Raw genomic sequence first — 12,993 nt, 5'->3', positions numbered from 1 at the left:
GATTTCCCAATTAGTAAGACCCCTTGAAGACGACGAGGTTGATAGGTTCGGGGTGGAAGCGCAGCAATGCGTGCAGCTGACGAATACTAATCGGTCGAGGGCTTATCCTAACTAGCTAAAGTAATTCATTCTAATATTTCGCATCCAGTTTTCAGGGTTGCAATTAATGTCGCAAGACGTTGTCTAGTATGACGGTTTGCACATAACTGCACACGGCATTTGGTTATGTCGTTTCCTGATATTACTTGCGCTCCCGCGCGCAGTAATGGACACTATGCGGGACAAGCGTGGCGGTGTAGCTCAGCTGGCTAGAGCGTACGGTTCATACCCGTGAGGTCGGGGGTTCGATCCCCTTCGCCGCTACCACATATATATGGAGGCTTAGCTCAGCTGGGAGAGCATCTGCCTTACAAGCAGAGGGTCGGGGGTTCGATCCCCTCAGCCTCCACCATATATACAATTGAATGATAATATCGCGAGGTGGAGCAGTCCGGTAGCTCGTCGGGCTCATAACCCGAAGGTCACAGGTTCAAATCCTGTCTTCGCAACCAATTAACATGGAGCTGTGGTGTAGAGGCCTAACATGCCTGCCTGTCACGCAGGAGACCGCGGGTTCGAATCCCGTCAGCTCCGCCATTTTTTTACAACGAAATAATAAGGCTCGGTAGCTCAGTCGGTAGAGCAGAGGACTGAAAATCCTCGTGTCGGCGGTTCGATTCCGTCCCGAGCCACCATTTTTTATTTGTGGAGGGCTAGTGAAGTGGCTAAACACGGCAGACTGTAAATCTGCTCCTTCGGGTTCGGTGGTTCGAATCCATCGCCCTCCACCATTTCCTATGAGTCATTAGCTCAGTTGGTAGAGCACCTGACTTTTAATCAGGGTGTCGTAGGTTCGAATCCTACATGACTCACCATTTATGTAAATGATAACCCATAGACTTCGGTTTATGGGTTTTTTTGTGTTTTAGTTGCACATGAAAAAGCTTGGAAGTTGTTCATGCAGAATGACTTCCAAGCTTTTGCCTAGTTATTTATTTAATAAGCTGTCTCTCCGAACGGCGGTTAATCTCTTCAACCAGCTCGGCGATTGTTGCGTCCAGACGCTCTCTGATCTCCTCATTAAGCTCAAAGGCAGATTGGCCAACTCCAGCATCAACACGTGCAATTTGTGAATCTACCGCGTATACATTGCTTCCAAAATGCTTGGCATTCAGAGCTGATAGAACTGGCTTAAGGGCATAATCAATGGACAGCAGATGAGCGATTGAGCCTCCTATGAATAGCGGTGTAACGAATTTGCCTGCTAGTCCTTTTTGCGGAAGCAGATCCAGGAAGGTTTTGAGAACCCCGGTGAAGGATGCTTTATAGACAGGACTCGCAATAATAACAGCTTCAGCAGCTTCAACAACAGCAGCAGCTTCAATGATTGCAGGGCTGTCGAACCGGGCATGAATCAAATCTTCAGCTGGTAGAGATGCGACAGTAATATGCTGGAATGAAATTCCTTGCTCGGTTAAATGCTGTTCGACATATTGCGTGATTCCGGTTAGACGCGAACCTGGATTAGGACTTCCTGAGAGAATAACTACTTTTGACATACACTCACTCCTCTTTTTTTATAATTCCGATGTGTTAACTATGGATTAATTAGGTTAATCGTAACATGATTGAACAGACCCGTCAAACAGATAAAATGCAGCTCTTTTTTATATTTTAACGCTTCAAGGGAACAATGTGAACAAACGATCTGAATCGACCTGAAAAGGGGAACATAACGAAATGATTTATTGGCTAGCAGCAGGCATGAGTTTAATTATCGTGTGCTTATGTGTCCCTTTTTTGCAAAAAATAGCACGAAAATATGGCTTTGTCGATCGGCCTAATTCACGCAAGATCCATAGCAAGCCCATTCCTTTATTAGGGGGGGCAGCGATTTACGCGGCCTGTACAATAACGATTATGGTATTCCAGGGTATTACACCACTTAGTCTTACGATTGCCATTGGAGGTGCTCTACTTGTAATTATAGGGCTAATGGATGATTCATCCAAGTCCAAGGGTATTGATTTTCCCATATGGCCAAGAGTTATTGTCTATCTGGGAGTATCCACGCTGCCGTTGTTGTTCGATATTGGGATTGAAGGGGTTACTAACCCGGCATCCGGCATGTTCCACGCCTTTCCATTCTGGTTCTCATGGATCAGCACTATACTATGGGTGTTCGCTCTTATCAATATGATTAATTTCATTGATGGAGTAGATGGATTAGCTTCAGGCGTATGCACACTATCTGTGCTGACCCTGCTTGTTGCGGCATTGGTCAAAGGACAGATGGAGACCGCTGTACTCGCTGCTATAGTAGGAGGTGCCTGCTTAGGCTTCTTAGGCTTCAATTTCCACCCAGCGCGTATTTTCATGGGGGATGCAGGAGCTACCTTCCTAGGGTTTACTCTGGCGGTTATAGCGGTAGATGGCGCCTTCAAGAAAGCGACCTTCATTACTGTGCTCGTACCTGTGCTGGCACTCGGACTCCCAATCATCGATACGGCGGTAGTGATGCTTAGGAGGCTCATTACAGGGCGCGGACTCCATCACGCAGATAAGCTTCATACACATCATGCTCTAATGAATTGGGGACTCACTCAGACCCAGACGGTTTCCTTCATGTATCTGATCGCTGCGCTCTTCTCTCTTCTGTCGATTCTCCTATTGCTGATAATGGGCTGAATTGATTGTAGGTTTGTGATACAATGACGAGAAAAAGCGTCATTCATGGAGCTGGAGAAGGAGATAGAGAAAATGAGCACGACAGAATGGTTAAACCCACTGCAGCACATTTTGAACTGTCCGGTTAGCTTAGTAACGATGCAGTTGTCTGAATGGGAAGATCTATTAAAGCAAGCGGATCTTGTATGGAGTGGCGATGGTGAAAGAAGTATGATGCTGGAAGGAAGCCGGGCTGAGAAGAACGGCACGACTTGGATCGCTGCGCGGAGCTTGGGGAACGAAATAGAGGTGCTCGAGATTCAAGGCGCTGGCTTGATGCCGAAGGAAACCGAGCTCATTAGCTGGACTTTGCAATGGAATAAAGCACAGGAGCACGCCACCAGCAATTCCTCTTTATCTGAAAGTGAAGCGGTTGCACTTAAGCTGAGTGAATGGATCGGACGTCAGTTATTATCTGAGCAGCCCTCCTATTCAATCCCTGATCACTTGACGGCAGGCGGTAAGCTGTTCGCTGAGATGATTCCATTCCTCTTAGTGACGGAATTTCCTAATGCTAAGCAGGCAACCTACTCAGAGCTTGAGAAGCTGCTTCGATCATTTTTGGCCGACGATATTCTGCTCATTCCGCTTAAAAATCAAGAGTGGCTCATATGGGGTCCTGTTTCGTTACTGAAGGATGCGGACTCGGATCTTTTCGATGATGAAGATGATGAGGCGGAAGAGGATAGCTTAGCCTCCATTTGCTATGGCTTGCATGAAATGCTCACAAGTGAATGGATTGGGGAATGCCATCTTGCGGTTGCCCATCCTGTAAGCCCTGCCAAAGGAATCGTGGAGACAACGCTGTTGCTCCGGGAAACAATTAATCTAGGCCGCAAATTCCATGTAGGTACGAATATTCATCTGCCATGGATGCTTCAGCTGGAACGGCTGCTCAATGCTATTCCTGAGGGACAGCGCTCACGCTATTTGGAGCATGCCTTGAAGCGTACGGAGCTGTTCGTTGAGGCTGAGATGCAAGCGACACTCGAAACCTTCTTCTCATTGGACTGTAATGTCAGTGAAACTGCCAAAAAATTATATATACACCGCAACACTTTGTTGTATCGCTTGGACAAGCTTAAACAGGAAACAGGTCTCGACGTAAGGCAGTTCAGAGACGCTGTACTAGTCAAGATTATATTACTATTGTACAAAGTTACGAAAAGAAATTAGTTTTTTTGTAAAGTATGTGCATAGTCAGCAGCCCGTTCGTGGGATAAGATAGATGCATAACGAAATTTCTTTTAGGGGGAAAATCACATGGCAGGCGTACGTTTAGAAGGCATTTACAAAAAATACCCGGGTTCCGATAAAGCATCGGTAACTGACGTTAACCTTGATATTAAAGACAAAGAGTTCCTGGTACTGGTTGGACCATCCGGTTGTGGTAAATCCACTACGCTTCGTATGATCGCAGGTCTTGAAGAAATTTCTGAAGGTAAACTGTTCATCGGCGACCGTCTTGTGAATGACGTAGCTCCGAAAGATCGTGACATCGCGATGGTATTCCAATCCTACGCTTTGTACCCGCATATGAACGTTTATCAAAACATGGCATTCGGTCTTAAACTTCGTAAATTCAAAAAAGCAGACATCGACAAACGTGTTCGTGAAGCTGCTAAAATTCTAGATATTGAACATTTGCTCGATCGTAAGCCAAAAGCACTCTCCGGTGGTCAACGCCAACGTGTCGCTCTTGGACGTGCAATCGTTCGTGAACCACAAGTATTCTTGATGGATGAGCCGCTTTCCAACTTGGACGCGAAGCTTCGTGGACAAATGCGTGCGGAAATCTCCAAATTGACGAAACGTCTTGAAACAACAACAATCTACGTAACGCATGACCAAATCGAGGCAATGACGATGGGTGATCGTATCGTTGTTATGAAAGACGGTTTCATTCAACAAACAGCTTCTCCAGAAGTACTGTACAATCACCCAGTTAACATTTTCGTAGCTGGCTTCATCGGAGCTCCTTCGATGAACTTCATCAGCGGTATGGTTAGTGAACAAGGTGGAGCACTTAAATTCAAAGCTACTGGCGTTGACGTTGTTATCACAGAAGGCAAAGCAGCTGTACTTCGCTCCAAAGGTTATGTAGGCAAAGAAGTTATTCTTGGCATTCGTCCAGAAGATCTTCATGAAGAGCCAGTATTCCTGGAAGCTTCACCTAACACAATCGTTAATGCTAACATTGAAGTAGCAGAGAACCTGGGTCACGAAATGTACCTGTACCTGAACGGTATTGGTAACGACACAGTAATCGCTCGTGTAGATGGCCGTTCCGCACTTCGTGATGGCACTAGCGTTAAGCTTGCTCTGGACATGAACAAAGTACACTTGTTCGACAAAGAGTCCGAGCTGAACATTTTCGAGAACTAATAACTTCTTATTATAACGAAAGCCGTTGGACATTGTCCGACGGCTTTTTTTGTTTGCGTGTTGTTGGATTTATCATAATAAGTAAAACCGAAATGACTGCTCGCACGTCTAATAGGTAGAGCAATAGAATGGTGGTTCACCTAGGAGGAAGAGTATGGCAGGCTGGTTACAACACATTATCAAGAAATCAGGTTGGATCATTCTGATCCTTGTATTGCTATTGTTTGGTCTACTATGTGTGGGAGGCATTTTCTTTTTTGGAGTTCTGGCTTGGAATGAATGGGGCTAGAGCAGTGGTAAGGGGTGATGAGATGGATAGAGATAAATTAGCATTAGCGGCGATCGAGGGAGATGAGGATGCGCTGCTGCAGCGCATCCATATGGATAAGAGCCGCTTGTATGGCATCGCCTATTCCTATATGCGTAATGAAGCAGATGCGCTTGAAGCTGTGCAGGAGACGGTATGCCGAGTATGGACTAAGCGACGTACGCTGAGGGACCCTAAGCTGTTCACGACTTGGATGGTTCGTATTCTGATTCGGGTATGCATGGATGAACGCAAGAAGCGTAGAAGAGAGCTTCCCTCGGATGGCTATAGTTATAGGGACAGGCTAGAAAGGTCAGCGAGTAGTGAGGATGCTGCTGAGCGCCTGGATATGGAGCTGCAGCTGCTGTCACTGCCTGCGAACTATAGAATGGTCATTGTATTGAAATATTATCGGGATATGACGATTATGGAAATCGCGGAGCTGCTGGAGCGGCCGGATGGTACGATTCGGACCTGGCTAAATAAAGCGTTAAGATCACTCAGAAGCAATATGTCAGTGACGATAGAGGAGGTGGGAGAGAATGAGTGAGGACAAGAAGAAGGATGGAGAGCGAATCGAAGTTAATCAAGCCATGCAGGCAGATATAGAACAGGTAAGCTTAGCGCTCAGGCTCACCCCTGAGGCAGCTCTAGATCAAGCGATTCTCAGAGGGATGGAGCAAGGACGCAGACGGGTGGTTAGATCGAGAAAATCCAGACTGGGCATGAAGCTGATGACCTCGGCTGTGTGCGTCCTAATGCTGTTGACCCTCTTTGTCCGTATCTCTCCGGTGTTCGCCTCCCTGCTGCGGGATATTCCTGGAATGAGTGGGTTTGTAGAGCTGATTGAAGGCGATCGCACCTTAATGAGTGCGGTAGATAATAAGTTCATTCAGCATGTTGATGTTACGGACAGTAAGAATGGTTACCGGTTCACTGTAGATGGCATAATTGCAGATGAACAGCGTGTTGTCATTCTCTACTCCGGCGAAGGGCCGGGAATTAATAAGAATACGGAAATTGAAGATTATGAATTCAGAGATGAGTCTGGCAAGGATATAGAGGCGGGAATCTTCAGCGGAAGTGTTCCAGAGAATGCGCATGATCCAGATTCCGTCATGCACGACAAGATAGATATAGTAATGGGTGAGGGAAAGACCGTTCCACATACCATCAGCTTCAGTGTGAAGCTGAAAGGGCAATGGCTGGAGGTCGAGATTCCTGTTGATCATAGCCGATTCGAAGGGATGAAAGAGACGATAGCTGTTAACCAAGTTATTGAAATAGGTGGACAGCGGTTTACGATTGGTGATGCGGTTATTACACCGCTGCAGGCTAAGCTCACGATACAAGCCGATCAATCGAATACGAAGATGACGAATTCATTCATCAATCCTGCTCTTGTGGATGAGAAAGGACATCGCTGGGAGTATACAGGTGGATTTGGGGGGTTGAATAATGAGGAATCCGTCATTCATTTCCAGAGCACCTATTTTGAAAAGCCGAAAAAGCTGACGTTTGTCGCAGACGGACTGTTGCTGTCGGATAAGGGGAAAACATTCGTTGTTAATACGGAGAAGGGTGAGACAATTACGACGCCAGATCGTCGAATTCAGCTGTCGGATGTGACGAAGGATGCCGTTGATCGGATTGAGCTTACCGTTTTAATGACTGAGCTTGATCAGGAGGAGGCAACATACGGCTACTGGTTCTTCGATCATCTGGCTACCTTCAAGGATGCTTCGGGCAAGATTTATCAGTTAATGGACCGGAATGGTACTACGTCATCCTATCGTAATACCAAGCTAGGTGGGGAGCACGAAATCTACTACTCTATTCCAAAAGCCGACTACAAGCAGCCATTGACTTTCGATGTGTATCAATATCCTGGTTATGTACTGGAGACGGTAAATGTAGATATTAAGTGACTTTTGAGCGCCAAGCGATGGTGAAACGTTGCTTTCGGCGCTTTTTTCCTTTACGATGAAGTCATTGGAAATTGAATTACATACTAACATATAGCTTTGGTCATATGAGGAGGCCGTACGATGGCTAAAAGGGTAAAGGTATCAGAGCTCGTGCAACATTTCTCGCTCGAAATCGTATCAGGTGAAGACGGTTTGAAGCGTGCGATTACAGTAGATGATTTGTATCGTCCAGGACTTGAGATGGCAGGGTATTTCGATTACCATCCGAGTGAACGGGTACAGCTGCTGGGCAAGACGGAAATTACGTTCCTCAGCACACTTACATCTGAAGAACGCAAATGCCGGTTAGAGCAGCTGTGTCATGAAGAGACACCATGTATTATTCTTACACGTGGTCTTGAGCCTCCAATGGAGCTCATTGAATATTCGAATAAGACGCAAATTGCAGTTCTTCGAAGCAATGTTGCGACGACGATTCTATCCAGCCGAATTACAGATTTTCTGGAGAAGAAGCTTGCCCCTACAGTTACGATCCACGGTGTTCTCGTTGATGTATACGGAGTAGGGATGCTTATTACTGGAGGAAGCGGCATTGGTAAGAGTGAGACGGCGCTAGAGCTGGTCAAAAGAGGACATCGGCTCGTAGCTGATGATGCGGTGGAGATCCGTCAGACCTCCGACAGCCAGCTGCATGGCAGCGCGCCAGAGCTTATCCGTCATTTGCTCGAAATTCGCGGTCTTGGCATTATTAATGTAATGACTCTATTCGGCGCCGGAGCTGTCCGTACACAAAAGCGGATTACGCTAGTTATCAAGCTGGAGAACTGGCAGCAGGATAAGCAATATGATCGCCTTGGTCTGGATGAAGAGAAGACACGTATTATCGATACTGACGTTCCACTCGTTACCGTACCGGTACGCCCAGGACGTAACTTGGCCGTTATTATAGAGGTAGCAGCGATGAACTTCCGTCTGAAACGGATGGGCTACAATGCTGCATTGCAATTCACTAATAAGCTGACAGAAACCATTAATGAGGATTCAGACGATTACGATTGATTGATCATTAGCGAGACAGAACAATTCTGCAGGACAAAAAGGACAAATAAGCTGATTAGAAAAGGAGCTTAAGTCGATGAATTTAGCAATCAATCCGATAGCATTCTCCATCGGATCGTTAAGTGTACATTGGTATGGCATCATTCTCGGAATGGCTGCTCTAGTGGGGCTGCTCATTGCCGTTCAAGAAGGAAAGCGGTTCGGCATTCATCCCGATTTCTTCATGGACATGCTGCTGCTAGGTGTTCCTTCTGCTATCATAGGGGCCAGAATCTATTATGTTGCTTTTATGTGGGATGATTATAAAGACAATCTTGTCGATGTGTTCAAAATATGGGAAGGCGGCATCGCCATCTATGGCGCTCTCATAGGTGCTTTTGTATGCGGCTACTTCTACTTCAAGCACAAAGGCTACAGCTTCTGGCGAATTGCCGATATTTGTGCACCCGGGCTGCTTGCTGGTCAAATGATCGGACGCTGGGGCAACTTCATGAATCAGGAGGCCTATGGCGGTCCTGTTGATGAAAGTTTCCTCCGCAATACGCTGCATTTGCCTAATTTCATTGTGGAACAAATGAATATCAGGGGTGAAGGTGTGTTTCACCACCCAGCCTTTCTATACGAATCGGTATGGAGCTTGGTCGGCATTATTATTCTCTTCGTGCTGCGCCGTCAGAAGTTCTTGCGCGCAGGAGAGCTGGTTGCAGGCTATTTCATCTGGTATTCCATCGGCCGGTTCTTCATTGAAGCACTGCGTACCGATAGCTTAGGATTCGCGGCGCCAGCATGGCTGGCTTCTATCGTCAACGGTTTATGGTCGCCAATGACACTCGTATTCGAGCAAGGATATCTGGACCCCGCATACGGGAATGTTAGAATCTCACAGCTGCTAGCACTCATATTGATTATTGCTGCAGTTGTATTCATTATTGTACGTCGCAAGACGGGGGCTGCTTCGGCGCGCTATTCCGATCCGATTGTGTCAACAAAGGCTCCGCGCACTGCCTCCGCAGATGGATCAAAAGAGTCTGTGAACAATGGGGTAAAACCGGACAAGCTGTAGAGATGATATAGGAGTGATTGATTAATGAAGGGCAAAATACGTACAATGCTGTTCGATCTGGACGGCACAATTATGGACACCAATGAGCTCATCATTCGCTCTTTCCTGGAGGCGCTTGAGGGGGTAGCCCCAGAGGGTTTCTCCCGTGAGCATATCATTCCTAGAATGGGATTGACTCTACAGGATCAGATGCAGCATTTCTCCGGGCTGGAGGAAATATCTCATCTTGTATCTGCCTACAGGGAAGTGAACCTAAGACTTCACGATGAATTCGTCAAGCCATTCCCATATGTGAATGAAGTGATTAAGAACCTTCGTGAGCAAGGGATTCAGATTGGTGTAGTAACGACCAAGATGCGTCTCACTACAGAGAAGGGCTTGAAGTTTGTCGGCTTGTATGATTACATTGATGCGATTGTGACAGTAGACGATGTCCAGAATGCTAAGCCTCACCCTGAGCCGGTTCTTATGGCTATGGAGCAATTGGGAGCTGATCCGGCAAGCACGATTATGGTCGGTGACAGTACGGTCGACATCTTGTCGGCTGAAGCTGCGGGCGCAGTGTCCGTAGGTGTCGCTTGGTCGCTGAAAGGCGGACAGATTCTGAGGGAGGCTGGAGCGCAGCATATCATAGAGGATATGCGGGAGCTGTATGCATTCGCAGGATTGGAGCGGGAGAAGTTTGCGCAACGTTGAACGATATCCGGTGGAGGGTCCTAATGCCTTATGGCAGGTGTATCGGACAGTAAGCCGGGTCAAATCGGTTCGTAATTTCATATTCATTCAGATTGCCCGCTATTGTCCGATTCTTTCACTCAAGAATACGATCTATCGTCGTGTCCTTGGAATGAAAGTGGGTCAGCATACGGCGTTTGCCTTAATGGTTATGGTGGATGTCTTCTTCCCAGAGAAAATTGAAGTCGGTGATAATACCATTATCGGGTACAATACAACGATACTAACCCATGAGTATTTGATTCGCGAATACCGGCTCGGCAAGGTTCGAATTGGTTCTAACGTTATGATTGGAGCGAATACGACGATACTGCCGGGCGTGACGATTGGCGATCATGCCGTTATAGCCGCCGGCTCGATTGTTCACAGGGACGTTCCGGCTCATGCATTCGTTGGAGGTAATCCAGCTCGTGAGATTAAGCGCTCATCGAAGGGCGATGAGACATAAAAGCTGATCCTAGCGCATGCATCACATAACACATGCATAGGCAACCTCACCATTAGCGGAGCTTAATCTGCTAATGGTGAGGTTTTCCTATGAGTGATTCTCCGGAAGCCTAGATGATGCATACGCATGTCATGAGACGGAATGGCAGGAAGATGCTGCAAACAGCCTAAATATAGGGGGATTGAAGGACAAGCGCAGTAAGGCAAGCGCGACCTGGATATCTTGACGAATAAGAGGCTTCATGTTAATATTACGACTAAACTCTTTATTTTATTAGCAAGGTAACTCGTTACCACTTTAATATACTAAAGTAATTGTGGGTGAAAATTAGATATGTCTAAACCAAAAGTATTTGAGAAACCGGTAGGTCTAAAAGATTATCTTCCTAATGCAGTGACCAAGCTGCGGCATATTGAACGTAAAGTGCTTCACTGTATGCAGGGCTGGGGCTATGAGCAGATTATTACCCCAACGATGGAATACTACGATACGGTAGGTGTAGCAAGCTCTACATCGGACCAGAAGCTGTTCAAGCTGCTCAATAACCGCGGTACAACACTAGTCTTGCGCTCTGACATGACAGGACCAATCGCACGTGTAGTGTCTTCTCTTCTCAAAGAAGAGAAATTCCCTCTGCGCTTGTCTTATCATGCGAATGTGTTCCGTTCCATTGAAGAGGAAGCAGGCCGAGAAGCAGAATTCTTCCAGACAGGTGTGGAGCTGGTAGGAGATGCATCGGCGGAAGCGGATGCGGAGGTAGTGGCGCTGGCGATTGCTTCACTAAAGGCTGCTGGCGTGAGCCGCTTCAAAATCGCAATTGGGCATGTTGGGTTCCTAAATGGCTTGTTCGAGGACATGCTGGCAGGCAGACCAGATGCGCAAGAGCAGCTGAAGGCTTGCTTGCTGGGCCGTGATTATGTAGGTTACCGCGATACGCTGCGGAAGCTGTCTCTAGAGGAGCCTGTCCAGCGTGAGCTGGAAGGCATTCTAAGACTGCGCGGCGGCCAAGAGATCTGCGAGCAGGCGCTAAGCCTCAGCGTAGATGTTACGGCCAAGGCTTCTATTCATCATCTCTGTGAAATATGGGATGTGCTCGAAGCGTACGGCGTAAGTGAGCATGTACTAATCGATCTAACGATGATTGGAGATTTCTCCTATTATACTGGCATGACCTTCGAGGGCTATGCGGCTGATCTAGGGTTCCCAGTCGTAAGCGGAGGCCGATATGATAATCTGCTCAGCCAATTCGGACGTCCTGCACCCGCAACAGGCTTCGCGCTCAAGACGACGCGTGTGATGGAGCTGTTAGGCGCTGAAGATGAGACAGAAGTGCAGGAGCGGGTGTTGATCGGCTATGACGCCTCCGGCCGCGCTGAGGCGCTTGCTGAGGCTCAGCAGCTGCGCGGACAGGGTACGGCCGTCATTACGGAACGGATGGAAGCTTCGGAGGCTGCTGGAGCTGCGACTTCAGGTACAGAAGCTTTTACGTATAAAGGTAATGTGTATACAACATTTATGCCGTATATCAGCGGTGTGGAGCGATCGATTGGAGGCAGCAAGCGATGAGTGGAGCAGGTAAGGATATTCTAAAGGTTGCGATGCCTAAGGGCCGTATCTATAAGCAAGCATCGAAGCTGTTCCGTGAAGCGGGATTGCCGATTCCGGTAGACTTCGACGACACTCGCAAGCTGATTATTGAGCTTCCAGAGGTTGGCATGGAGTTCATTATGGCGAAGCCCGTTGATGTTCCCACTTATGTGGAATACGGCGTTGCTGATATCGGTATCGTTGGCAAAGACGTACTAATGGAAGAGAATAAGGACGTATACGAGCTGCTTGATCTAGGTATTGCCAAGTGCCGGATGTCGGTTATCGGACTTGCAGATTGGAAGCCGGTTATCAATCCACGGGTAGCGACGAAGTATCCGAACGTGGCTTCGCAGTATTTTCGCGAGCTGGGGCAGCAGGTTGAGGTTATCAAGCTGAACGGCTCCATTGAGCTGGCGCCCTTGATCGGACTGGCAGACCGGATCGTCGATATGGTGGAGACCGGACAGACGCTTCGGGAGAACGGACTTGTCGAGATGGAGTCAATCTTCGGCATTACGAGCCGTCTGATCGCTAACCGCGTGAGCTACCGGATGAAGAATGATGCCATTCAGAGCTTATGCGATCGGCTGCAGGAGAAGATTGTTACGAGGGTGTAGGGATTAGGAGTTAGTAGATAAGGATTACACATTACAGCGCTGTGGTGCAGGATAGCTATTTATCCTGTACGGCAGCTGTATATAGGAAGGGGACG

The 12,993-nt window shown here is 47.4% G+C and carries 12 protein-coding genes, 7 tRNA genes and 1 rRNA gene; 19 read left to right on the top strand and 1 reads right to left on the bottom strand.

The window, feature by feature from the left end:
* From AC6ESP_RS24100 to AC6ESP_RS24065, 8 genes are all read left to right on the top strand, one after another.
* Positions 1-110: ribosomal RNA gene (locus AC6ESP_RS24100) — 23S ribosomal RNA — on the top strand; the annotation flags it as partial.
* A 179-nt stretch (positions 111-289) separates the two neighbouring features.
* Positions 290-366: transfer RNA gene (locus tag AC6ESP_RS24095), tRNA-Met, on the top strand.
* Positions 367-375: 9 nt separating this feature from the next.
* Positions 376-451: transfer RNA gene (locus tag AC6ESP_RS24090), tRNA-Val, on the top strand.
* A gap of 23 nt (positions 452-474) precedes the next feature.
* Positions 475-551: transfer RNA gene (locus AC6ESP_RS24085), tRNA-Met, on the top strand.
* Between the two features lie 8 nt (positions 552-559).
* Positions 560-636, top strand: a tRNA-Asp gene (locus AC6ESP_RS24080).
* Between the two features lie 22 nt (positions 637-658).
* Positions 659-734 (top strand) — tRNA-Phe (locus AC6ESP_RS24075).
* A 12-nt stretch (positions 735-746) separates the two neighbouring features.
* A tRNA-Tyr gene (locus tag AC6ESP_RS24070) sits at positions 747-830 on the top strand.
* Between the two features lie 8 nt (positions 831-838).
* Positions 839-914: transfer RNA gene (locus AC6ESP_RS24065), tRNA-Lys, on the top strand.
* A 117-nt stretch (positions 915-1,031) separates the two neighbouring features.
* Here AC6ESP_RS24065 and ssuE read toward each other — a convergent pair.
* Positions 1,032-1,598, bottom strand: coding sequence for an NADPH-dependent FMN reductase (gene ssuE / locus AC6ESP_RS24060; protein ID WP_497099275.1), 567 nt, complete (start codon positions 1,596-1,598; stop codon positions 1,032-1,034).
* A gap of 181 nt (positions 1,599-1,779) precedes the next feature.
* Here ssuE and AC6ESP_RS24055 point away from each other — a divergent pair, with 181 nt between their 5' ends.
* The 11 genes from AC6ESP_RS24055 (at position 1,780) to hisG (ending at position 12,898) form a co-directional block, all read left to right on the top strand.
* Positions 1,780-2,727, top strand: coding sequence for an MraY family glycosyltransferase (locus AC6ESP_RS24055; RefSeq protein WP_497099274.1), 948 nt, complete (start codon positions 1,780-1,782; stop codon positions 2,725-2,727).
* A gap of 72 nt (positions 2,728-2,799) precedes the next feature.
* A complete protein-coding gene (locus tag AC6ESP_RS24050; protein ID WP_497099273.1) occupies positions 2,800-3,942 on the top strand; it encodes a PucR family transcriptional regulator in 1,143 nt (380 codons plus the stop codon).
* Positions 3,943-4,029: 87 nt separating this feature from the next.
* A complete protein-coding gene (locus tag AC6ESP_RS24045) occupies positions 4,030-5,151 on the top strand; it encodes an ABC transporter ATP-binding protein (protein ID WP_497099272.1) in 1,122 nt (373 codons plus the stop codon).
* Positions 5,152-5,408: 257 nt separating this feature from the next.
* Positions 5,409-6,008, top strand: a complete 600-nt coding sequence (locus AC6ESP_RS24040; protein ID WP_497099271.1) for a sigma-70 family RNA polymerase sigma factor — start codon at positions 5,409-5,411, stop codon at positions 6,006-6,008.
* The gene (locus tag AC6ESP_RS24035; RefSeq protein ID WP_497099270.1) at positions 6,001-7,386 is read left to right on the top strand and encodes a DUF4179 domain-containing protein; all 1,386 of its coding nucleotides are present in this window, start codon (positions 6,001-6,003) and stop codon (positions 7,384-7,386) included. The genes AC6ESP_RS24040 and AC6ESP_RS24035 overlap by 8 nt, the downstream gene beginning before the upstream one ends.
* A gap of 120 nt (positions 7,387-7,506) precedes the next feature.
* A complete protein-coding gene (gene hprK, locus AC6ESP_RS24030) occupies positions 7,507-8,445 on the top strand; it encodes an HPr(Ser) kinase/phosphatase (RefSeq protein ID WP_497099269.1) in 939 nt (312 codons plus the stop codon).
* 76 nt (positions 8,446-8,521) lie between these two features.
* Complete coding sequence (gene lgt / locus AC6ESP_RS24025; protein WP_497099268.1) at positions 8,522-9,508, top strand: prolipoprotein diacylglyceryl transferase; 987 nt, start codon at positions 8,522-8,524, stop codon at positions 9,506-9,508.
* A 24-nt stretch (positions 9,509-9,532) separates the two neighbouring features.
* A complete protein-coding gene (gene ppaX, locus AC6ESP_RS24020) occupies positions 9,533-10,204 on the top strand; it encodes a pyrophosphatase PpaX (RefSeq protein WP_497099267.1) in 672 nt (223 codons plus the stop codon).
* Positions 10,191-10,691 (top strand): acyltransferase, encoded by a 501-nt coding sequence (locus AC6ESP_RS24015; protein WP_497099266.1) that lies wholly within the window; start codon positions 10,191-10,193, stop codon positions 10,689-10,691. The genes ppaX and AC6ESP_RS24015 overlap by 14 nt, the downstream gene beginning before the upstream one ends.
* A 333-nt stretch (positions 10,692-11,024) precedes the next feature.
* Positions 11,025-12,257: an ATP phosphoribosyltransferase regulatory subunit gene (locus AC6ESP_RS24010; RefSeq protein WP_497099265.1), complete on the top strand. Its 1,233-nt coding sequence runs from the start codon at positions 11,025-11,027 to the stop codon at positions 12,255-12,257.
* The gene (hisG, locus tag AC6ESP_RS24005) at positions 12,254-12,898 is read left to right on the top strand and encodes an ATP phosphoribosyltransferase (protein WP_497099264.1); all 645 of its coding nucleotides are present in this window, start codon (positions 12,254-12,256) and stop codon (positions 12,896-12,898) included. Before AC6ESP_RS24010 ends, hisG begins: the two co-directional genes overlap by 4 nt.
* The last annotated feature ends 95 nt before the right edge of the window (positions 12,899-12,993 follow it).

It is taken from the genome of Paenibacillus xinjiangensis (assembly GCF_059686975.1).
Note: the sequence above shows the minus strand (reverse complement) of the source record. Positions and strands in the feature narration are given on the sequence as shown.

Excerpts from the sequence above, each read along its gene's own strand:
- lgt (WP_497099268.1), top strand. The coding sequence starts at position 8,522 with ATGAATTTAGCAATCAATCCGATAGCATTCTCCATCGGATCGTTAAGT.
- ppaX (WP_497099267.1), top strand. The coding sequence starts at position 9,533 with ATGAAGGGCAAAATACGTACAATGCTGTTCGATCTGGACGGCACAATT.
- AC6ESP_RS24010 (WP_497099265.1), top strand. The coding sequence starts at position 11,025 with ATGTCTAAACCAAAAGTATTTGAGAAACCGGTAGGTCTAAAAGATTAT.
- hprK (WP_497099269.1), top strand. The coding sequence starts at position 7,507 with ATGGCTAAAAGGGTAAAGGTATCAGAGCTCGTGCAACATTTCTCGCTC.
- AC6ESP_RS24055 (WP_497099274.1), top strand. The coding sequence starts at position 1,780 with ATGATTTATTGGCTAGCAGCAGGCATGAGTTTAATTATCGTGTGCTTA.
- AC6ESP_RS24050 (WP_497099273.1), top strand. The coding sequence starts at position 2,800 with ATGAGCACGACAGAATGGTTAAACCCACTGCAGCACATTTTGAACTGT.
- ssuE (WP_497099275.1), bottom strand. The coding sequence starts at position 1,598 with ATGTCAAAAGTAGTTATTCTCTCAGGAAGTCCTAATCCAGGTTCGCGT.
- AC6ESP_RS24045 (WP_497099272.1), top strand. The coding sequence starts at position 4,030 with ATGGCAGGCGTACGTTTAGAAGGCATTTACAAAAAATACCCGGGTTCC.
- AC6ESP_RS24035 (WP_497099270.1), top strand. The coding sequence starts at position 6,001 with ATGAGTGAGGACAAGAAGAAGGATGGAGAGCGAATCGAAGTTAATCAA.
- hisG (WP_497099264.1), top strand. The coding sequence starts at position 12,254 with ATGAGTGGAGCAGGTAAGGATATTCTAAAGGTTGCGATGCCTAAGGGC.